Here is a 21,352-nt window from a genome sequence, read left to right on the forward strand (position 1 = left end):
AGGCGGCTAACCGTTAAAAACCCCCTTAAAACCCCCCATTATTGTGGGGGGGGGCCCCCCTACCCACCCCCCCACAACTTTCTGCTTAGCGCTGGAATGAATCAGCGATCCGAAGCGAGCATCGCCACAAGGCGAAGCACCTCAACATAAATCCACAAAATCGTCATGACGATTGCAATACCCACGGTCCACGCGAACTCCTTTGGAGCACCGTTAGCAACCGCTGTATTAATATCCTCAAAATCGCCGATCAGCATGTAGGAGGCAACCACGATCATCACAATGCCGAGGATCACGCCCAGCGGCAAACCCATGATGGTCACCGAACGCAGTCCCCACTGACCCGATGTGGCACCGAATGCCATCAGGAGCATATTGACGACTGCGAAAATCAAGCCGGCAAGCGCGACTGCCAGGACAATCTTGCGCCCCTTCGGCGTCGTCCGAACAGTACCGGAGTAATGCAGTCCGAGCGTAACGCCGACAACGGCAAGCGTTCCAAGGATCGCCTGGAACGCCACACCCGGAAGCACGCGATCCAAGCCGAAGGTGATTGCACCGAGGGCAATACCTTCAAGAACCGAGTAACCCAGTGCCAGCCCCGGCCCCACCATTCGCTTGAAAGCAATCACCATGCCGACCACGAAAGCGGCGATCATCGACACAACGGCAAGTGGCATCTGGAACTGCAACGGCACCAACAACGCAGTGACGACGCCGGCAGCAACGGTTGCGCCGAGCATCGTGGCAGTCTTATTCATTGCATCCTGGTATGTCATGCGATGAGATGCTGACGCCTGATCGAAAGCATTGCCATTCATCTGAGACTGGAACTGAGACTGGAATGCGGCCTGTCCGGCCATCTGCTCAGCGCCCTGCTGCGGCGCACCGTACTGGCCGGCGTATCCTGCACGCGGATCGTATCCGTGATGAGCCGCACCCGCCTGCGAAGCATTCTGCGTTGCACCCTGGAAATAAGGGTTACGCTGCATAATTGGATTGGACATTATCCCTCCTTGGGATCTCAAAACGTCGGGAAGTACACCCTCTCGGCGAACTGGTATCTATCCTAACGGAAGCGTAACCACAGGCAATAGCCCCTCAGACGTCAACTTTTCCGCCCGGCGCGTACAACCTGAGACCTACCCCGCCTTCACTACCCTCCATGTAGAGTAGAATTCACATATTTCCTTACACAAAGGAGTGCCATGATATCGGTTGAGCATCTGACGAAAAAATACGGCTCAAAAGTTGCCGTGAATGATCTTTCTTTTTCCGTGCAGCCAGGACGTGTCACGGGATTTTTGGGGCCGAACGGTTCAGGAAAATCCACAACAATGCGGTGCATTGTCGGTTTGGACTCACCGACGTCGGGGCGTGCGATGGTCGGCGGGGTTGAGTACAAAGATTTGCGCTCTCCTATTACCAAGGTTGGAGCTCTCCTTGATGGAAAAGCTTTCCATCCTGGCCGTAGCGCGCGTGCACACCTGAAAATTATCGCTGCGACTCACAGAATTCCTCAACGCCGTGTGGAGGAAGTACTGGAATTCACTGGTATTTCATCGGTGGCTAACAAACGATTCAAAAGTTTTTCTCTCGGCATGGGTCAACGGCTGGGGATTGCCACTGCGCTGCTAGGCGATCCTGAAATCCTGCTCTTTGACGAACCTGTCAACGGTCTGGATCCTGACGGCGTTCGTTGGGTTCGCTCAACCATGCGCGAACTTGCCTCACAAGGACGCACTGTACTGGTCTCGAGCCATTTGATGAGTGAGATGGCATTGACCGCTGATGACCTTGTCATCATTGGAAAAGGCTCCTTGATCGACGCTGGTCCAATCACGCAATTTACTCAAAGCGCCTCACGCTCTTCTGTGCGCATTGCTGGGCCAGATGCTCTGGCAATTAGTGATGCCCTCCGAGGTGCCAGCCTCGTCTTCGAACATCTTGCTCCGCAAGATAAATATCCAATGGGGTCATTCGAAGTCAAGGGCGCCAGCCGTAGCGAAATTGGACATCTCCTTTACACTTCTGGCGTTGAAATTCACGAACTCTCCGAGCAGCATTCTTCCCTCGAAGATGTATTTATGGAGTTGACCGCAGACCAAGTTGAATACACTGCTAATCAAGGAGGCGCACGATGACCGCGATGCCACGTAGTTCTTATACCTCCCAGTTCGCTTCACATCGCGCAAGCTTTGTCGGCGCTGTCAGCTCCGAGTTCAGGAAATTGATGGTTCGTTCGATCCTTATCACAACATTCATCGGTGTGCTTCTGTCATCGGGACTTGCCTTAATTTTTGTTTACGCTGCTCATCAGAAACCCGGAACTCCAACGAACGCTGAAGGTGTACTGGACATCTGGAGTATTCCAGGGTTAGTGATGATCGTCGTCGGCGCGCTCTGCGTGACGAGCGAATATGCGCATAACACGATGCGCACCACAGCACTGTCCGAAGCTAAGCGTGCACTCGCATTCTTTGCCAAAGTGGTAGCGTCAGCCATTTATACAGCAATCTATGCTCTGATTACGGTGACGGTTCTCTTCGGAATCACCTTTCTTCAACTCGGTTCACAAGCTAAATTCACCGCACAAACATGGTATGCCTGCGGACGCTTTGTCGCCGTCCTTGTTGCATTTGCACTCATTACGCTAGGTCTCGGATACGTTCTTCGTTCAACAGCAGGAGCTATCGCACTGGTCATGGTGTTCTTCGTGTTTGGTGGAATGATTGGTCTGATCCCCGTGGAATGGGTTGCAGAAAACATCCCGCAATTTATGCCTCAGGGCGTTGGTACGTTGGCTATTACCAACGAAACTATGCCACCATTCATTGGCGGCCCGCTTCTGGATTCAGCGGCTGACGCATTCGCAGCCCTCGGCGCCTATGTGGCTGTCTCCCTCGCAGGCGGGTTCGTCATGTTCACACAGCGCGATATCTAAACAGCACATAGTGTGGGCCACCGGAGTTTCCGGTGGCCCACACTATGGATAAAGCTCTGGACAAGCTAGAGGCCCAGGAAAACCTGGGCCTCTTTTTTGTACCCCCGGCCGGACTCGAACCCGCACTTTGCAGATTTTAAGTCTGCTGCCTCTGCCATTGGGCTACGGGGGCATACCACCATTCTACGAAAAAAATTCCGTCCGTGCTCGTTTGCCACTGACTCGGAATAAATGCACTCTTCAGAACCTCTCACATACACATCCGCCGACTGCCGCTCACAAGCCAAAATTACACAATTTTACTGGCCATAACGTGAAACAGGTAATGGTCACTTTGTGGACTTTCGCTAAACTGGACATCAGTAACAAAAAAAGAAAGAGACACAATATGTCCAAAACCCCAAACATTTTCGCCCGCTATTCACGCGCGCTCCACAACGAAACATTCGCTGGAATGGTCTTGATGGTAGCAGCTGTGATCGCAATCGTCTGGGCGAATTCACCGATCCGCGGTTCCTATGAGGCACTCGCCCATTGGGAAGTCGGCCCACAGATACTCGGCCTCCATCTTGGCCTGGCTCACTGGGCGGCTGACGCGCTCCTTGCCGTTTTCTTCTTTACTGTGGGTTTGGAGTTGAAGCAAGAATTTGCGATTGGATCCCTGCGCGATCGCAAGCTCGCAATGGTGCCGATGGTTGCTGCCGTCTTCGGAATGGTTGGACCAATCCTCGTGTACGTAGTGGCTCAGCTTTTCTCAGCAAATCCGATCTATGACGGCTGGGCAGTCCCCGTGGCAACAGATATTGCCTTCGCACTCGGTGTTCTGGGTCTCGTCGGCAAAGGACTGCCACAAGCGCTACGAACGTTCCTCATGACACTCGCCGTCGTCGACGACCTGCTGGCGATCATCCTCATCGCTGTCTTCTTCTCGGACAACATCAACCTTCTGTGGCTACTCGCTTCACTGACAACGATCACCCTGTATGGTTTCGTGGTCCAAAAACGCATCACCAAGTGGTGGATCTTGATTCCACTCGCGGTGCTCGCCTGGTATTTCATGTTCCTATCGGGAATTCATGCGACGATCGCTGCGGTGGCTCTGGGTCTGACTGTTCCGGCAGTTCAAAAGACCAAGAACCGCAAAATCACTATGCCGATGACCGAATTCTTCACACAGAAGTACCACCCTTTTTCTGCTGGATTTGTTGTGCCCGTTTTCGCCTTTTTTGCGGCCGGCGTGAACGTTGTCGACAAGGGTGGGCTAGGCTCGCTTCTTGCTGACCACGTCTCGGTGGGTATTTATCTGGGGCTTCCGTTAGGAAAGATGCTCGGTATTACCCTGTCAACCTGGATCATGGTCAAATACTTCAACGGCCATTTGGGCCGTGGCGTCAAGATGCCTGATATTGCAGCAATGGGTCTGATCGCCGGCGTCGGCTTTACCGTCTCCCTCTTGATCGCACAGCTTTCCTTCCCTGAGGGATCATCACATGGTGCACACGCTGCGGTCTCCGTGATTCTCGGTTCTCTTCTGGCAATCGTCTTGGGGGGCTGGGCCGCTCGTTCTCGAGCACATCACCACATGCGCTTGGCAGATAAAACAAATATTCATCGCTCCTCTGGCCCTTCAGACGAGCGCAATCGCGGACGCTAAGAGCCGCTCAATGAAGATGTGGCCGATAGCGCAACGCTATCGGCCACATCTTAATTGAGCGATACTTTTGATATATTCGGCGCTTGTGGATCGCGTGCCGCCCAGAGTGCAAGACCATCTAAAATATCGTGCTCAGACGTCACAACATGGGTAACTGGATGGCCTGCATCGGCTGTCCGATGAGCAATGCGTTGAACAACTTCCCACCAGACAAGCGCACCAGCACCGATCACATCGACACGGCCTGGATGCATATATCCAGGGGTTCCACGCAGAGCGAATGGCGCTTCGATAAACCACTGACACGTTTCTTCGATCTGCGCGAGGCTCAGTTGAGCTCCATGAATTCGCTCAGGTTGATACGAATCGAGACCAAGTGCCTGCGCAGTGACAGTGGTAACCGTTCCAGCCAATCCAATCACGCCCCGAGCAGCTGAGAGATCGACATGCTTCTCTGCTTCATCGAGTGCGGCATTCACATCCGCACGGGCAGCATTGACTTCGCTCGGGGTCGGCGGATCAGAAATCATGTGACGCTCCCTCATGCGAACGCTTCCCACATTCATCGAAAAGGCTTGGAGTACCTCGCCGTCCGAAGTACCGAGAGCGAGCTCTGTAGAACCTCCACCAAGGTCAATCGCGATGAGAGGCGAGGGCGAGTGTGCTGGAAGAGCTGAGATTGCTCCGGCGAACGAAGCAGCAGCTTCTTGTTCGCCCGAAATTACTTGCGGTTCGATTCCTAAACGTGTGCGAACGCCGTCGATGAATTCTTGACGGTTGTCCGCATCGCGAGTGGCGGACGTTGCCGCAAAACGAATTGATTCTACTCCTGCATCACGACACTCCTGCGCAAAACGATCCACCATCTCAAGGGTTCGCCGCAGCGCCTCAGCATCGAAACGTCCCGTACGATCCACGCCTTGCCCCAGACGCACCACTTCCATTTCGCGCACGACGTCGGTCAGTGGAGCACCTGATCGCCCTGGAACATCGGCGATGAGCAAACGAATCGTGTTAGTACCGCAATCGATACCTGCCACTCTCATGCGTTTGCCTCCGGAGCAAATGCATGAACATTGCCCCCTTCCGCGTCTGTGTCCGTGTCTGTGTCCGCGTCTGTGTCAGTGTCCGTGTCTGCGTCAGTGTCTGCGTCAGTGTCCGTGTCCTTGCAGTGGCAGACCTGCGGATCCCACCCAATCATCTCCAGAGCATCATCCCCCGCCTGGCATACACCCGGACCAACCGCCAGCGCGTACCCCGCCAACGCATGGAGACACTTGACACGGTCAGGCATGCCACCAGCGGATTTACCAGCAATCTGTGGCACTTCTTCGAGGATGTCACGTCGTTCAATATACGAATCGTGAGCACGTACATGCGCTGCAGCATATTCCGGATCATTGTGGAGGCGTTCATTAAACAGCGCCATATCACCGCGCGATTCCACACGCGAAATCTGCTTCACGATCCACGGCAGAGACAAATAGAAAAGCGTGGGGAATGGTGAGCCGTCTGGCAAACGAGGCCACGTGATAGTAACAGCCGGTGCGCCACACGCACATCGCGCACCAATTCCAACGAGACCGCGTGGGTCGCGTCCGAGCTGGGCAGTGAGAATCTCGCGATCATTACCGGAAACTTCTGTGGCGTTCACTGCGACTTTCTTCAACAGATCAAGCTGAGGGTATTGCACTTTTTCTCCTGTTTTTCGTTGAACTGATGCCAGTTTACCGGCACATTACGGACTGCGCGACGGCGTAGGCACAGTGTTCGAAGCGTCGTTGCTGCCTTGATGCCGGTGCGCATTGGAGTGAGGCGAGATGACGCAGCAAATCGTCATTATGTCATTTTGTGGACGTCGTTTTCTTCTCACGTGGCTGAGTCGGCGACGAAGATGGTGCACGTTTCGGCGTGTTGAGCACTGGCACTTGTGACGGGTTATCGACCAGTTGGGCGCCGGATTTCCCAGCGATTGCAATTGAATCTCGCAAAGTGATAAAGAAGGGCGTTGCCGCGCGACGTTCGTCGTTGACTTGTTTGACTTGCTTTTGAAGTTTCTCCGCCGCAGTCTCCGCACCACCGCGTGGCACGACATAGAGAGTTTGTCCAGGCAACACGTAGCCAAGTCTTTCGCGCGCCTGAGTTTGAACGAATTTCGGGTCTTTCCAACGATTGAGTTCACGTTCAAGCTGGTCAGCTCGCTCACTTGTTTTCGTGAGTTCTGCGATCGCAACACGCTTTTGCTCTTGTTGATTAAGATAGCTTGCCAATGGCGACGCAACGATCAGGGCACCAATCGCAATGAAGATGAGTACGACGAGGGCGCGCACCGAGAATCGTCGGGTGCGCCCCCCACTTTGATAAACAAAGTAACGCTTGGAGGTAAATTGCACTCCTGCCGGCACAGTTTCTCGACGGCGGTCACGTGGAATACTACTACCCGCACCTGGCTTCGAAGACCGCGGCTTCAATGCGTGGACGTGCGTGCCTTTTTCAGAAGCAGGATTTGGATGTCTGCGCTTCCGTGTGTGTTCAGGATTTGGAATGTCATTTCGATACTCAGCGGGAGTACGCCGACGAACCGCAGAAGGATGCGAGCCTCGCGGTTGTTGTGTTTGACGCTCCGAAGAGGACTGAGGTCGGCGTGAATTCACATCTCACAGTCTAGCGACGAATACGAGGTTCGTGGGAAAGCACGCGCCATAGCCGGTTCTGTCACCTCCGAGATCTCTGACGCTACGCTGCACCTCAAAACTCCCCTATTTGGTCATACTGTGGTGGTTGTGGTTCAGCAGGTTTCCCTCCAAATGCATGAGAGAAGAGGGAGGCTGGATTCCCACTGGAACCCAACCTCCCTCTTCGACTCTTCTTGAGTTATTTACTCACATGTGTAAGTAAACCCGTATCAAGCATTCTTACGGCGAAGCGCAAGCGCAGCTCCACCAGCGACAAGAATAACCGACATGCCCGCAAAGGTACCAGCAGCAGCACCGGTAAGGGGAAGACCGCTCTTATTCTCCATCTTTGGTGCTACCTTCTTGGAGGGATCCTGGTTCGGGTCAATCTTCTTCGACGGACCTTGGCTGGGATCGGCCTTCTTCGACGGATCCTGGTTCGGATCAGCCTTCTTCGACGGACCTTGGCTCGGGTCAGCCTTCTTCGACGGATCCTGGTTCGGATCAGCCTTCTTCGACGGACCTTGGCTCGGGTCAGCCTTCTTGGACGGACCTTGGCTCGGGTCAACCTTCTTCGACGGATCCTCAGACGAATTAGTGTTCGGCTCAGACTTCAATGCGGAGTCATTCTTCAGGAATTCCGTGAGGCCGCCCGTTACATCGCGGACATGCGAATTGTTCTTATAACGAAGCATCTTCTCAGCAAAAGACTCCGAGCGAGCCGGGTCATGCAGGCTTGCAGAAAGCCCCTCGGTAGCATTCTTCACATTCCGCGCAGCCTCAATTGCCTTCTCCAGCTTCTTCTGGGATTTATCGAGTGAAGCGAAAAGCTCCTTAACACGCTTCTGAGCAGCGCTCAAAGATTCACTAGCCGCTTCCTTAGCAGCCCACTGCTTATCAACTTCAGCCTGCTCACGCGTAGTGTCATCCTTCTTGCGCATAGCCTGGATGAACTTCTTCTGCGCTGCCTTCAACTTCTTTTTAGCTTCCGCTAAATTATTCTCAGCGGTTTTTACCTGACCAGTAGCTTCTTCGATGGAAAGGTGAATATTACGATACTCGACAGCTGCTGCCTTAGCATCAGCTTCATAGTCAACTTTTACGGCAAATGCCGGTGTTGCACTGAAAGTGGTGACAGCGATTGCGACAGCTGCACCAAAAGCAGAACCACGCTTAAAATTCTTCACAAGAAACTCCTCGAAAGTAAGTATATTTTCATGAGTTTTCTTAAAACCCAAAGACAGTTTACAGCATTTTCCTAGGAAAATGCTAGAAAAATTTCAAAGTGTGATATGACACAGAGAGAAAATAACATTTCAGTTTACCAATGAACAAGTCTCTAAGTGAGTAGACACTCTTACGAGTGTATATAAAAATAAAAGATGCTGCTACCTGCTAGATCCACATACTTTTGGTTCTGTAGAGAGCTGTCGTTTTCGATCCGCAGAGTAAAAAATAGCTTGAGGGGACTGACTTTGAAAAGATCAGTCCCCTCAAGACCGGTCAAAGAGAGCAATTATTTATCCGCATCGTTCTTCTCATCAAGCATTCCTTGATGCCCAAGCCTTGAACTATACGTCTGCTACTCTCCTAACGCAGTTTTAGGTGAAATGGATATTACTTCTTGAAACGTGGGAACGCGGAGCGGCCAGCGTAAACAGCTGCATCTTCGAGTTCATCTTCGATACGCAGAAGCTGGTTGTACTTGTTGATACGCTCGCCACGAGCCGGGGCACCAGTCTTGATCTGTCCAGCATTGGTTGCAACAGCAAGATCAGCAATGGTGGTGTCCTCAGTCTCACCAGAACGGTGCGAGGTCATCGAGTGGAAACCGTTACGATGAGCCATTTCAACTGCCTCGAAAGTCTCCGAGAGAGTACCGATCTGGTTGAGTTTCACCAGGAGAGCGTTAGCCGACTTGAGCTCGATGCCCTTAGCAAGGCGCTCCGGGTTCGTAACGAAGAGGTCATCGCCAACAATCTGAACACGGTCACCGATTTCTGCGGTGAGTTTGGTCCAATCCTCCCACTCTTCTTCCGAGAGCGGATCCTCAATCGAAACGAGCGGATACTTCTCAACGAGCTCTTCGTAGTACTTAATCATCTCAGCGCCGGTCTTTTCGCCGCCTTCGAAGTGGTACACGCCGTCCTTGAAGAATTCAGTTGCAGCAACGTCAAGCGCGAGACCGAAGTCTTCACCCGGGGTGAAGCCAGCCTTCTCAATAGCCTCGATGATCAGATCGAGAGCTGCAGCGTTCGACTCAAGGTTCGGGGCGAAACCACCCTCATCGCCAAGTCCGGTAGCCAAGCCACGCTCATGAAGAACCTTCTTCAGTGAGTGGTAGACCTCTGCGCCCCAGCGGAGAGCTTCCTTGAAAGACGGAGCGCCGATCGGAGCAATCATGAACTCTTGGATGTCAACATTAGAATCTGCGTGCGATCCGCCGTTGAGAATGTTCATCATCGGAACCGGCAGAACGTGAGCGTTCGGACCACCGAGGTACTGGTAAAGCGGAAGGCCAGCTGTCTCAGCTGCAGCCTTTGCTACTGCGAGGGACACACCAAGAATAGCGTTTGCGCCAAGCTTGCCCTTATTTGCAGTGCCGTCAAGGTTGATCAGGGTCTGATCGAGGTAGCGCTGATCGGTAGCGGAAAGACCAATGATCTCTGGCTCGATAATCTCGGTCACTGCCTCAACGGCATCCTGTACACCCTTGCCCAGGTAACGAGACTTGTCACCGTCGCGGCGCTCAACTGCCTCAAACGCGCCAGTGGACGCGCCGGATGGAACTGCTGCACGAGCGAAAACGCCATTGTCGAGCAGAACCTCAACCTCAACGGTGGGGTTGCCGCGGGAATCGAGAATTTCACGGGAAGCTACTGCTTCAATGCTAGCCACATGGACTCCTTCGTTTGAAAGGTTTGCCCAGAGGCGGACGCCTCTGGAGGGCGGATCTGGCGATCCGCGCCATCTCTTTCATTGTCCTACGAATTTCACGCCATGGCACGCTCAGGAACCCACTAACCGAGTCGATTCAGCACTCGGCGAAGTCACTTGGCTCAATTTTGGGACGTTCGACTAGACATACATCACGCATACTTGCAACGACAATGAACACCTTTTCTCCACAGCTCACTGAGATGACTTCGCGAGACAAAGAAGACGGGCGCAGCCCCTACTGCGCCCGTCACCGAGGATCGTTTTAGGCGCTGTTGCAATAAATACGCCATCAAAGTAACCGATCAACTCGTTTGGAGTTGTGCCCTCATTGCCAGCATCCCTCTCACCTGAGGATGCGTGATATAGGAATATGCGTTTAACTTTCGCACCACCAACAGTAGCGAATTGCCTAGGAAATTCACAGTGTTTTGATTGCCACCTCCAGCCTTTGGCGACGCCTTCACCCGCCAACACCACCAGTCTCCCCCGGCATAAAAATGCGAATAAATATCGAAACTGACACATCAGGTGCGGATTACCTCACTGAAGCACCACTGAAGCCCCACAGAAACCGCGTCATGTAATTTTGCGACACTTTTGCAAGAGTTTACAGCGATGCGAGGTACTTCACTATTTCACTGTGTTTGCGACCCGTTCCCCACCAGAATCTGTGAAATAATCGTGCGCACAAAATCCACGATGTCTTCGTTTTCAACTGCGGCTACCGCACCCAACCGCGCCCCGGCGTCGTCGGGAAGAGGAACGAGGAGAACGCGAGTTGCCGGCTTAGAAATCGCCCGCGGATAAAGTCGTTTGAGCCGTGCCTGACGCGAATCAGGAAGCTGCACCGGCGCAAAACGCACGTTGCGCCCCATCACGGTGATCTCCTCCAGCCCTACGCTACGCGCAAGGTCGCGCAGACGCGCGATCGCAAACAACCGCGTAGCCTGCACAGGAATCTCACCGTAACGATCAACCAATTCGGTCTGGACGTCGGCACGCTGAGAATCTCCGCGAGCGCCCGCGATCTTCTGGTACGCCTCCAAACGAAGGCGTTCGGAAGAAATCCACTCTTGCGGCACGTATGCATCAATCGGTAATTCAATGCGCACCTCGCGATTTCTCTCTTCCTCAGCGGGAGTCTGGCCGGTGATCTCGGCAACAGCTTCCCCGACCATTCGCAGGTACAAGTCGAAGCCGACACCGGCGATATGCCCACTTTGCTCCCCGCCCAACAAGTTACCTGCGCCGCGAATCTCAAGGTCCTTCAGTGCCACTTGGAAACCAGCACCCAGCTCTGTGTGCTGGGCAATTGTGCGCAGACGTTCAATTGCCGTCTCCGTCATCGCTTTATCTGGCGGATAGAGGAAATAGGCGTATGCGCGCTCTCGTCCACGCCCCACACGTCCGCGCAACTGGTGAAGTTGGGAGAGACCCAGCTTCTGGGAGTCCTCCACAATCAAGGTATTCGCCTTAGGGATATCCAGACCCGTCTCCACAATCGTGGTACACACAAGCACGTCGATCTCTTGATCCCAGAACTGTTGAATCACGCTTTCAAGCTGATGCTCACTCATTTTGCCGTGAGCTACGCCGACGCGAGCCTCGGGAACAAGTTCGGCAAGGGCTGCCGCCTTTTTGTTGATCGTTGAGGTGCGGTTGTGAATGAAGAACACTTGGCCATCTCGCAGGAGCTCACGTTTAATCGCAGCAGCAATCTGCTTGTTTTCTTCCCTGCCGACGTAGGTCAAGATCGGGTGGCGTTCCTCGGGTGGCGTGGCAAGCTGGCTCATTTGGCGTAAACCTGTCACGGCCATCTCCAGGGTACGTGGAATAGGGGTGGCGCTCATCGACAGGACATCGATCGCGGGATAAAGCTGTTTGAGGGCTTCCTTATGTTCGACGCCGAAGCGCTGCTCCTCGTCAATCACTACGAGTCCGAGGTTCTTAAAACGCACGTCACCTGTAATCAGGCGATGCGTTCCGACCACGACATCGATTGTGCCGTTACGAATCCCGTCTTTGACCTCCTCGGATTCCTTTTCCGATTGGAATCGGGAAAGTCCCGCCACTTTCACCGGGAAGCCGGCATAACGCTCGTGGAAAGTTTCCAGATGCTGTTGGACAAGGAGTGTTGTTGGCACGAGCACCGCCACTTGCATTCCATCTTGAACCGCTTTAAAAGCTGCACGAATCGCTATTTCAGTTTTTCCGTAGCCAACATCACCCGAAATGAGGCGATCCATTGGTTCAGGCGATTCCATGTCCCGCTTGACATCTTCGATTGTTGAAAGTTGATCGGGAGTTTCAACAAACTCAAAGGCATCCTCAAGCTCATGTTGCCATGGTGTGTCTGGAGCGAACGCATGACCCTTCGTCGCCCGACGCTGTGCATACAGGCGAACCAATTCTTTGGCAATCGATCGGATCGCGGCTTTGGCCTTCGCTTTTGTTTTAGCCCAGTCCGCGCCGCCCATCTTGTTCAACGACGGCGAATCCCCACCTGCATAGCGTGTGACCTGATCGAGTTGGTCGGTTGGTACCCAGAGTTGATCGCGTGGTGCACCGCGCTTTGAGGAGGCATATTCGAGCACAACATATTCGCGTTGGGTTCCGCCTGGTCCACCAAGGCTGCGCTTAGCCATTTTGACAAACTGCGCCACTCCGTGACGCTCATGAACAACGTAATCCCCTGGCTTGAGCGCCAACGGATCAACAACGTTCTTCCTGCGCTTGGGCATCTTCCTTTCTTGTGCAGCGTCAGAGCGCACACGCCCGAGCAGATCTTGCGCACCGACGACGGCGAGGCGAGAACGATCGCTGATGAACCCCGTCGCAATCGGAGCGGTCACGATGTGGACGATCCCCGCAGTTGGAGGGGTATCGAGGCGGTCGCATATTCGTGCTGGTACATCGGCATCGGACATCACGTCCATGAGGCGCTTGCCTAGGCCTGCCCCCTCTACCGTGAGCACAATGGTGAAACCGGAACGCGCGAGGGTGCCGAGAGCGGCGACGGCGTCGTCAACTTTTCCGGCAAACTTCTGAGGTTCACGTAATCCGAGCTCAAGGGATGAGTCCGTCGCAAAGCCTCCCAGTGTCCACCACGCATGTCCCTCTCGACGAGCCCGCTCGCGGGTGACCTCAATTGTGGAGAACGACGCCTCGTCCACCTGCAGTGGGACGCTTCCACCGGCAGCCGCAGAGCTCCACGCGGCTGCAAGGAACTCCTGTGTCGTGTCAATCAACGATTCGGCTCGAGCCGCAATCCTTTCCGGCTCCACCAAAGTAATACGGCTCGCAGGTGGAAGCTGGCTGACCACTGGAACAAGACGATGAAGGAGCACCGGTGCGAGCGATTCCATTCCTTCAACGACGATTCCGTTCGCAATCCTTTCGAGCATGTCCGTTGCACCTGGAAGCTGAGGAATCGCAGCAAGGGCACGTTCACGAACATCGTCAGTGAGCAAAATTTCTCGGCATGGGGGCGCGTAAAGCTCGTCAACATTGTCTGTCGAGCGTTGGTCTGCCACAGAGAAATAGCGAATTTCTTCGACTTCATCACCGAAGAATTCCACGCGTAAGGGGTGGCGTTCCGTGGGTGGGAAAATGTCGAGAATATCTCCGCGAACTGCGAATTCACCGCGCGATTCGACCATATCCACACGTGAATATGCTGCCGCAGCCAGCGCTTTTGTCACACTCTCCAAATCCGCGAAATCCCCCACGCGGATGCGCACGGGTTCACGTTCACCGAGGCTCGGAGCGATCGGCTGGAGTAAAGCGCGGATTGGCATAAGAAGAAATTGCAACGGCGCAAACTCGTCGGGATGTGCAAGACGGCGCAGCACACGCAGTCGATTCGCCACGGTATCCGCGCGCGGTGAGAGGCGTTCGTGTGGGAGAGTCTCCCAGGCTGGGAAAATATCGATCGATTCAGCCGGTGCGAAGGCGCTCAGCGCACGCGCGAGTTCCTCAGCGTCGCGTCCCGACGCCGTCACCACAACTTCGAGCCGCTGCGCGTTCGCGACCGAGGCCAGAACTGGCGCAACAGCGCCACGCGGAGCCGCAATATCGAGTGTTTTTTGGGTGTCGACAGCCTCCACGTCACCGCAGGTAATGAGAGGCAAAATTGGACGCAAATCCATCAGATACTCGTTTCAACTTATGAAAGGTCAGGTGGTGTGTTGGTGGCGATGTCAGCGAGTATGCAGACGCATCGTGGCCTTCTCCAGGCCCTGCTCGATAACGTCAGTCACGGCGTCGGCAGCTTCCTCAAGCAAAATGTCGAGTTCTGGACGCTGTGACGGCGCAAAGCGGGAGAGCACGTAGTCGGCCGGATCTTGACGGCCCGGTGGGCGTCCAATTCCGAAACGGAGGCGGATGTACTGTGGAGAACCGAGCGAAGAAGTAATCGATTTCAGGCCATTGTGACCTCCTTCCCCACCCCCACGTTTAAGGCGCAACACTCCAAAATCAATGTCGAGTTCATCGTGGACAACAATGAGATTTTCCGGAGCAATGTTGTAGTACTTGAGCAACGACGCTGTTGGCCCACCCGATGTATTCATGTAGCTCATGAGCGTGGCGAAGACGACCTGTTCGCCATCGCGTCCAGGGCCGACTCCGATGCGGGTAGTCCCTTGAAGGGTCTGTGTCTGTTTGTGAGATGAGAGGTTGACTCCAGCGCGTCTGGCCAAAGTATCAATGACCATGTGTCCAGCATTATGCCGCGTACTGTCATACTGTGCGCCTGGATTTCCCAAGCCAACTACTGCAAACATTTCTCAATCCCCAAGTTTAATCGCGTGGCCAAAACAGAATAATTCTAGCCGCAAAGATGGAGGTGGGCGGAAAGCATTTCGCTTTCCGCCCACCCGAGAGTTCATCAAAGGTTCACATCTGAACATGCCAACCTAGGATCACAGAATCACTCAGCGTCGCCCTCAGCTGCTTCAGCTTCACCGGCTTCAGCTTCAGCTTCCTCAGCCTCAAGTGCTTCGTCAACCTGCGGAACGGCCACAACGACAACCGGATCTTCGCCGTCGAGCTCAATCTCAACATCCTCCGGGAGGGTGAGATCTGCAACGCGGATGGTCGTGCCATCTTCGAGACCCTCAACGGACACAACAATCGACTCCGGAATGTCAATAACCGGAACCTTCACGAGAACCTGCATGAGTTCAACAGTTGCAACTGCATCGCCGGCAGGCTCGCCTTCGATGACAACTGGAACTTCAACGTCAACCTTCTGCTTAGCATTCACGCGAAGCAGATCGAGGTGCTCGATCATGCGCGAGAGCGGGTTAACCTGCTTGTCCTTGAGAAGAACAAGGTGCTTTTCGCCCTCAACGTCAAGCGAGATCAGGGCGTTAGCGTTGCCGCGCACAGCCAAGAAGGTCTCATGGTAATCAAGGGTGATATGCATCGGCTCGGAATCCTTGCCGTAAACAACTGCCGGAACCTTACCTGCAACGCGCATACGGCGTGCAAAGCCCTTGCCGAACTCGGTGCGCTTTTCACCAGAAAGTGTGATGCGATCTGACATTATTTTCTCCTTCGTGTTGTGCCACCCATGGGCGGCGAAACGGCCCCAGTACGGGCTAGGCCCCCGAAGGAACATAGACACCGCGTCGATAACGGAGCACACGCTCCCTCGCCGAGGCAACCCCAACAGTTTACCCGCCTGTGATGGTTCCGTAAAGACAAAAGACGAATGGAAACAAAAGTGAGCCGCGGCTTTCACCACGGCTCACGAAGAATAAAACCTCAGGCTACTCCTCAGCGCACTGCTCTTCGAAAAGTTTAGTCACTGAACCATCGTTGAAGACAGCAGCAATTGCCTTCGCAATCACCGGAGCAATCGAGAGCACTGTGAGGTTATCGAAACGCTTTTCCGGAGGAATCGGCACGGTGTCAGTCAGAACAATTTCACACGCACCCGAGTTCGCCAAACGTTCACGCGCCGGACCAGACAGGACACCGTGGGTAGCGGCAATAATAACGTCCTTGGCTCCTGCATCCTTCACTACGCGAACCGCACCAGCGATCGTGCCTGCGGTATCGATAAGATCGTCAACGATCACGGCAGTGCGACCCATGACATCACCGACCACGCGGTTCGACGCTGTCTCGTTCGGGCGGGTAATATCACGCGTCTTATGAACGAACGCCAGCGGTGCTCCGCCCAAACGTGCTGCCCACTGCTCAGCAACCTTGATGCGACCAGCGTCGGGGGAAACAATAACTGCGTTGGACACATCAACCTTGCCGCGCACGTAATCACACAGGGTTGGCATGGCAACAAGGTGATCCACTGGGCCATCGAAGAACCCCTGGGTCTGCGAAGCGTGGAGATCCACTGACATGATTCGGTCAGCACCCGCTGTCGTGAAAAGATCTGCCATCAGGCGGGCAGAAATCGGCTCGCGCCCCTTGTGCTTCTTGTCTTGGCGCGCATAGGGGTAAGACGGCACGACGATGGTAATGCGCTTCGCCGATGCACGCTTGGCCGCATCGAGCATGATCAGAGCTTCCATGATCTGCTTGTTAATCGGCCCTTCGAAGGACTGAATGATAAATACGTCTGTACCACGAAGCGATTCTTCGAAACGAACGTAAATCTCACCATTGGCAAAGTCGTAGGAGGTGACCGGAACAAGATCGATCCCCAGTGCCTTCGCTACGTCCTGCGCAAGCTCCGGGTGAGCCCGACCAGAGGCCACCACCAGGTGCTTTTCGCCTTTCTTATGAATGCCAGTTACGTGAACGTCGTAGGCGTTGTCCGTGTTGCTTTCCGCGTTGATCACAGAATTTCTCCCTTGGGAATCGCAGGCGATCTTTTCCTCAGTTCTCAGCCTACCCGGTTGCCCCGTCAAGCACTGTGAAAGGCGGAATTTGCTCCGATTCTTTCACGGTGACGTTCGACGCAACCACGTAAGGAAGCTGCGCACCGGCGCCCACTTCCACGTCTGTCAGCTGAGAATGTGGGCCCACGTGCGCGAACGCACCGACGTGGGTAGCTCCTGCAAGCACGGTTCCAGGCTCGACCACGGCATCGGGATCGAGAGTCACTCCAATGCCGATATGTGTTGTTGAGGGGTCGATGATGTGGACACCGGTGAGCATCCAGTGCTCAAGAATGCGCCGGTTCTTTTCGGCGCGGAGCGTGGCAAGTTGAACGAGATCATTGACGCCTTCCGCCTGGACGGAGTCTTCAAGAATAAAGGAACCTACGCCGGCGCCAGTATTGGCGGCCTGTGCAATGAGATCGGTGAGGTACATCTCGCCCTGCGCATTATCGGTACTGAGAGTACCGAGGGATTCGCGCAGGAATGCAGCGTCAAAGATGTAGGTGGAGGTGCCAATCTCATGAATCGTGCGCTGAAGATCAGTGGCGTCTTTTTCCTCGACGATGCCAATAATCGAACCTGTTGCATCCGGACTACCGGCAGTTTCGTTGGATCCGGGGAAGGCATCACGCATGATACGGCCATACCCAAAAGGATCACTGACACGCGTGGAGAGAACAGTGACAGCATTTTCGCCGTGGGCGGCGAGTAGCTGTGCAAGCGACTCAGTGGTGAACATCGGCGAATCGCCTGCCACGATGAGCACCGCACCTTCACAATCATCAGGAAGTGCCTGCAAACCACACCAGGCGGCGCGGCCAGTCCCCTTCACATCATCTTGATCAGCAATAAGAGCTTTCGGGGCAATCTCACGAAGGTGTTCCACCACTCGCTCACGCTCATGACGAACCACAAAAACTTCGTGATCGGGTTCAAGCCCAGCAACTGCGAGATGCATGTGTCCTACGAGGGACGCACCATTCATCTCAAGCAAAACCTTTGGGACAGAGGACTTGATGCGGGTGCCTTTACCCGCTGCCAACACGATTGCGGCACTGAGCTTAGCCACTGTTCCTCCCAATAAATAGGTATAAGCGGCGCTAGGCATTCACCTGCGCCGCAGTTCCCCCACAAGGATTCGAACCTCGACTAAGGGTTCCAAAGACCCGTGTGCTGCCGTTACACCATGGGGGACAGCGCTCACTATTGTGCCAAAAGTCCGACGCGCTCGGCAACACGGAAAGGAATATCGTAACCAGTCCCACCTCACACCGTCAGGACTCACGCGGCTCCGCGACTCACAACACACTGGCATAATGGGTGGCATGACTGAGAAAAAACGCCAACGGATGTCGCGGTTGGAACGTCGCGAGCAACTGATCGGGATTGCCCGATCACTCTTCGCACGCCATGGTTATGATGCCGTGTCTATCGAGGAAATCGCCGCGAGCGCAGGCGTTTCAAAACCTGTCATCTACGAACATTTTGGAGGTAAAGAGGGTCTCTACCAGGTGATCGTTGACCGTGAGACGCAAGCGGTGGGAACCTTGCTAGCAGATTCACTCGGCCCAGAGATTTCCCCTCGCTACGCCCTCGAACGCGCAATCTATGGACTGTTCAACTACATTGACGCACATCCGGACGGCTTTTCATTACTCATTCACCAGTCTCCAGATGCACTCGATGCCGGAAATTTTTCCACGATTCTGTCCGATATTGGCGACTACCTCACTTCACTTTTAGCTCCTTACTTCACCCAACTCGGTCTCAATGAGGATGCCGCTCCTCTCTACGCGCAGATGCTCGCTGGAATGGTCGGGCTTACGGGACAGCAGTGGGCGATGAACCGTGAGCCAGATAAGCATGAGCTCGCTGCGCATGTGGTGAACCTCGTCTGGAATGGGTTACATGACCTCGAAAAAGAGCCTCACTTGGGAACAATTAACCATTCCCAATAACCTCCAACCACAAGCATTTCTTGTGCGCCATACATTGTGAGAAACATGTACCCTAAGAGAGAATTAACCTCAACGAGGAAGGCCTCTCAATGAGCTTAGAAATCGATAATCTCCGCAAGCGCTTCGGGGACACCCAAGCGCTTGACGGAATGAGCTTCACGGTTGAACGCGGCGACGTCTTCGGCTTTGTGGGATCAAACGGTGCCGGCAAAACCACAACGATGCGGATTATGCTCGGAGTCCTCAGCACCGACGATGGCGAAGTCCGCCTCGACGGCGAAAAACTGAACTTCGACTCACGGCGCAGTTTTGGCTACATGCCAGAAGAGCGCGGCCTCTACCCCAAGCTCATGGTGGGCGAACAACTCATCTACCTGGGCGAACTTCAGGGGATGAGCAAAGCTGACGCGACACAAGCAATGGAATACTGGACCGACAGACTCGGCGTGTCCGCACGCCGGTCGGACACCGTCGAAGCCCTGTCTCTGGGCAACCAGCAGCGCGTTCAACTCGCCGCCGCACTCATCCACAATCCAAAGATCATGGTGCTCGATGAACCATTCTCAGGATTGGATCCGTTAGCAGTCGAGGATATGAGCAGGGTCTTGCAAGAAAAGGCTGAAGCAGGTGCCACCGTGATCTTCTCGTCTCACCAGCTCGACCTCGTTGAGCGACTATGTAACCGTGTGGCTGTGGCGTCGCTCGGCAAGATTGTCGCATCCGGAACACTCGACGAACTGCGTACCACCGAGCATCCGTATATCGACGTCGTGAGCGGAGCCGGAGATTCAGCCGCACGCAACGCACTGCTTCCCCTTGGCGTCAGTGTCACTGACACCGACGGGCACCTGCGCGTTGCGCTGTCCGACGAGGTGTCCGCTCAGGATGTCCTGCGCGCACTCCTGACCGTGGGGACTGTTGAAAGCTTCACACCCTACCGTCCACATCTGAACGAATTGTTCTCACATCTCGTCACAGTTCCACCGCCTGCTCCCGCTGAGCCCACAAAGAAGAAGAGGGGGCTTACTGCCCTGTTTGGAGGCCGCAAGTGATCGCCACAATTACCAAGCATGAGTTTTTAGCAGTCGCCAACGCGAAGTCATCCAAGGTGATGCTCGGGGTGACGATCGGCATCTTCCTCATTGCGGGAATCGCCGGACGTATTTTCTTGCCCGACCTGAACGCCGATGCACCCACACACGACACTGACCCGACGGTGCTCGTCGTCGGTATCGAACCGCAGATGGCGCAGTATCAGAAAACTGCCGAAGCTGTCAGCAAAAGTCTCGCTCCCGGATCTGTTGAATTCGCACAGATCACCCCAGAAAATGCAGAAAAGTGGCTGAAAGAAAAGGACGACACTGATAACCAGATCGGCATTGTTCTTGCTGGCGAGCCCGGCAAACCCACGACCGTGCAGATTGGCTCAGACCGAGATAACTCCAGGGCTCGCACTTTCCTGAGCCACGTGGCGACCGCTTGGATAGTAGAACAGGCAACGGGAAAGAGCGCCACTCCTGAACAAATGACGAGTCTCCAGTTCGCCTCTGATCTGCCCTCGAAGCAGGTGTCGAATGGTGGCCTTGGCAACATGTTCGAGGATCCGTCAAAGATGGCTCCCGCATTCGTGACGCTGACCCTGCTCATGATGTCGATCGTCATGGGTATTTCTCAGATCGGTGCGGGCGTGGTCCAAGAGAAGCAATCGCGTGTGGTGGAAATTTTGCTCTCGGCTGTCCGTCCACATCAGCTACTGACAGGCAAGATCCTCGGTATCGGCGCCTACGCACTGATGTTTTACGCGGTGACGATGGCATCAATTGTGGGAGCCGTCTACATCGCCGGGCTAGGCTCCTTCATTTCAGTGACATCACTTCTGAGCTGGTCACTGATCTGGGTGGTCATCGGATTCTTCACCTATGCCACGCTCACTGCTGCAGTCGCTGCGACGGTCTCACGTCAAGAAGATCTGGCTCAAGCGAATATGCCGATTACTCTGATCGCCCTGACAGGCTTCTACGTGGCGCTGTACCTAGTGCCAGTCTCACCGGATGGGCCAGTGACAGTCGCACTGTCATACGTGCCGTTCCTTTCACCATTTATGATGCCGGTGCGCGAAGCATTTGGAGCAGTCCCCGTATGGAGCCAGATCCTTTCGGCTCTCGTTTCGGTGGCAGTGTTCCCACTTCTCGCATGGGTAGCCGGACGCATCTACAAGGGTTCTGTGCTGCGTACCGGAAAACGCATCAAGCTCACCGACGCCTTCCGAGGCAAGTAACAGTGTCATAAAGGTGGAGCAGCCGTCCGGCTGCTCCACCTTTTATCCCCAA

Annotated in this window: 17 protein-coding genes and 2 tRNA genes; 6 read left to right on the forward strand and 13 right to left on the reverse strand. The window is 54.5% G+C overall.

Features of this window, described 5'->3' with window-relative positions:
* Window positions 1-101 precede the first annotated feature (101 nt).
* Window positions 102-1,007, reverse strand: coding sequence for a Bax inhibitor-1/YccA family protein (locus ACTOVJ_RS04765; RefSeq protein ID WP_449503690.1), 906 nt, complete (start codon window positions 1,005-1,007; stop codon window positions 102-104).
* Window positions 1,008-1,208: 201 nt separating this feature from the next.
* Between ACTOVJ_RS04765 and ACTOVJ_RS04770 the strand changes: the two genes are divergently transcribed.
* Entirely contained in the window at window positions 1,209-2,144 is a 936-nt protein-coding gene (locus ACTOVJ_RS04770; RefSeq protein WP_449501327.1) for an ATP-binding cassette domain-containing protein, read from the forward strand.
* The gene (locus ACTOVJ_RS04775; protein ID WP_449501328.1) at window positions 2,141-2,944 is read left to right on the forward strand and encodes an ABC transporter permease; all 804 of its coding nucleotides are present in this window, start codon (window positions 2,141-2,143) and stop codon (window positions 2,942-2,944) included. The genes ACTOVJ_RS04770 and ACTOVJ_RS04775 overlap by 4 nt, the downstream gene beginning before the upstream one ends.
* 99 nt (window positions 2,945-3,043) lie before the next feature.
* Here ACTOVJ_RS04775 and ACTOVJ_RS04780 read toward each other — a convergent pair.
* A tRNA-Leu gene (locus tag ACTOVJ_RS04780) sits at window positions 3,044-3,116 on the reverse strand.
* A 216-nt stretch (window positions 3,117-3,332) separates the two neighbouring features.
* Here ACTOVJ_RS04780 and nhaA point away from each other — a divergent pair.
* Window positions 3,333-4,598, forward strand: coding sequence for a Na+/H+ antiporter NhaA (gene nhaA, locus ACTOVJ_RS04785; RefSeq protein ID WP_449502678.1), 1,266 nt, complete (start codon window positions 3,333-3,335; stop codon window positions 4,596-4,598).
* Between the two features lie 50 nt (window positions 4,599-4,648).
* On the opposite strand, the gene ACTOVJ_RS04790 is transcribed toward nhaA, so the two are convergent.
* The 11 genes from ACTOVJ_RS04790 to ACTOVJ_RS04840 form a co-directional block, all read right to left on the reverse strand.
* Complete coding sequence (locus tag ACTOVJ_RS04790; protein WP_449502677.1) at window positions 4,649-5,644, reverse strand: Ppx/GppA phosphatase family protein; 996 nt, start codon at window positions 5,642-5,644, stop codon at window positions 4,649-4,651.
* The gene (locus ACTOVJ_RS04795) at window positions 5,641-6,267 is read right to left on the reverse strand and encodes a DUF501 domain-containing protein (RefSeq protein WP_449503747.1); all 627 of its coding nucleotides are present in this window, start codon (window positions 6,265-6,267) and stop codon (window positions 5,641-5,643) included. The genes ACTOVJ_RS04790 and ACTOVJ_RS04795 overlap by 4 nt, the downstream gene beginning before the upstream one ends.
* Window positions 6,268-6,442: 175 nt before the next feature.
* Window positions 6,443-7,252, reverse strand: coding sequence for an FtsB family cell division protein (locus ACTOVJ_RS04800; RefSeq protein WP_449503689.1), 810 nt, complete (start codon window positions 7,250-7,252; stop codon window positions 6,443-6,445).
* A gap of 251 nt (window positions 7,253-7,503) precedes the next feature.
* Window positions 7,504-8,460, reverse strand: coding sequence for a hypothetical protein (locus ACTOVJ_RS04805; RefSeq protein ID WP_449504638.1), 957 nt, complete (start codon window positions 8,458-8,460; stop codon window positions 7,504-7,506).
* Between the two features lie 430 nt (window positions 8,461-8,890).
* Window positions 8,891-10,171: a phosphopyruvate hydratase gene (gene eno, locus ACTOVJ_RS04810; protein ID WP_449501333.1), complete on the reverse strand. Its 1,281-nt coding sequence runs from the start codon at window positions 10,169-10,171 to the stop codon at window positions 8,891-8,893.
* A 677-nt stretch (window positions 10,172-10,848) separates the two neighbouring features.
* The gene (mfd, locus tag ACTOVJ_RS04815) at window positions 10,849-14,361 is read right to left on the reverse strand and encodes a transcription-repair coupling factor (RefSeq protein ID WP_449503687.1); all 3,513 of its coding nucleotides are present in this window, start codon (window positions 14,359-14,361) and stop codon (window positions 10,849-10,851) included.
* A gap of 51 nt (window positions 14,362-14,412) precedes the next feature.
* Window positions 14,413-14,997, reverse strand: coding sequence for an aminoacyl-tRNA hydrolase (gene pth / locus ACTOVJ_RS04820; RefSeq protein WP_449501335.1), 585 nt, complete (start codon window positions 14,995-14,997; stop codon window positions 14,413-14,415).
* A gap of 146 nt (window positions 14,998-15,143) precedes the next feature.
* On the reverse strand, window positions 15,144-15,761 hold the full coding sequence (locus ACTOVJ_RS04825) for a 50S ribosomal protein L25/general stress protein Ctc (RefSeq protein ID WP_449502673.1): 618 nt from the start codon (window positions 15,759-15,761) through the stop codon (window positions 15,144-15,146).
* Window positions 15,762-15,987: 226 nt separating this feature from the next.
* On the reverse strand, window positions 15,988-16,968 hold the full coding sequence (locus ACTOVJ_RS04830) for a ribose-phosphate diphosphokinase (protein ID WP_449503746.1): 981 nt from the start codon (window positions 16,966-16,968) through the stop codon (window positions 15,988-15,990).
* A gap of 103 nt (window positions 16,969-17,071) precedes the next feature.
* Window positions 17,072-18,133, reverse strand: coding sequence for an NTP transferase domain-containing protein (locus ACTOVJ_RS04835; RefSeq protein WP_449501337.1), 1,062 nt, complete (start codon window positions 18,131-18,133; stop codon window positions 17,072-17,074).
* A gap of 54 nt (window positions 18,134-18,187) precedes the next feature.
* Window positions 18,188-18,258: transfer RNA gene (locus ACTOVJ_RS04840), tRNA-Gln, on the reverse strand.
* Window positions 18,259-18,389: 131 nt separating this feature from the next.
* Here ACTOVJ_RS04840 and ACTOVJ_RS04845 point away from each other — a divergent pair.
* From ACTOVJ_RS04845 to ACTOVJ_RS04855, 3 genes are all read left to right on the forward strand, one after another.
* Complete coding sequence (locus ACTOVJ_RS04845; protein ID WP_449501338.1) at window positions 18,390-19,022, forward strand: TetR/AcrR family transcriptional regulator; 633 nt, start codon at window positions 18,390-18,392, stop codon at window positions 19,020-19,022.
* Between the two features lie 89 nt (window positions 19,023-19,111).
* Entirely contained in the window at window positions 19,112-20,074 is a 963-nt protein-coding gene (locus ACTOVJ_RS04850; protein ID WP_449503686.1) for an ABC transporter ATP-binding protein, read from the forward strand.
* Entirely contained in the window at window positions 20,071-21,300 is a 1,230-nt protein-coding gene (locus ACTOVJ_RS04855) for an ABC transporter permease (protein ID WP_449503685.1), read from the forward strand. The genes ACTOVJ_RS04850 and ACTOVJ_RS04855 overlap by 4 nt, the downstream gene beginning before the upstream one ends.
* Window positions 21,301-21,352 lie beyond the last annotated feature (52 nt).

The sequence above is a fragment of the Arcanobacterium sp. (ex Cirak et al. 2026) genome (assembly GCF_053585065.1).

Excerpts from the sequence above, each read along its gene's own strand:
- ACTOVJ_RS04765 (WP_449503690.1), bottom strand. The coding sequence starts at position 1,007 with ATGTCCAATCCAATTATGCAGCGTAACCCTTATTTCCAGGGTGCAACG.
- ACTOVJ_RS04770 (WP_449501327.1), top strand. The coding sequence starts at position 1,209 with ATGATATCGGTTGAGCATCTGACGAAAAAATACGGCTCAAAAGTTGCC.
- ACTOVJ_RS04775 (WP_449501328.1), top strand. The coding sequence starts at position 2,141 with ATGACCGCGATGCCACGTAGTTCTTATACCTCCCAGTTCGCTTCACAT.
- nhaA (WP_449502678.1), top strand. The coding sequence starts at position 3,333 with ATGTCCAAAACCCCAAACATTTTCGCCCGCTATTCACGCGCGCTCCAC.
- ACTOVJ_RS04790 (WP_449502677.1), bottom strand. The coding sequence starts at position 5,644 with ATGAGAGTGGCAGGTATCGATTGCGGTACTAACACGATTCGTTTGCTC.
- mfd (WP_449503687.1), bottom strand. The coding sequence starts at position 14,361 with ATGGATTTGCGTCCAATTTTGCCTCTCATTACCTGCGGTGACGTGGAG.
- pth (WP_449501335.1), bottom strand. The coding sequence starts at position 14,997 with ATGTTTGCAGTAGTTGGCTTGGGAAATCCAGGCGCACAGTATGACAGT.
- ACTOVJ_RS04825 (WP_449502673.1), bottom strand. The coding sequence starts at position 15,761 with ATGTCAGATCGCATCACACTTTCTGGTGAAAAGCGCACCGAGTTCGGC.
- ACTOVJ_RS04845 (WP_449501338.1), top strand. The coding sequence starts at position 18,390 with ATGACTGAGAAAAAACGCCAACGGATGTCGCGGTTGGAACGTCGCGAG.
- ACTOVJ_RS04850 (WP_449503686.1), top strand. The coding sequence starts at position 19,112 with ATGAGCTTAGAAATCGATAATCTCCGCAAGCGCTTCGGGGACACCCAA.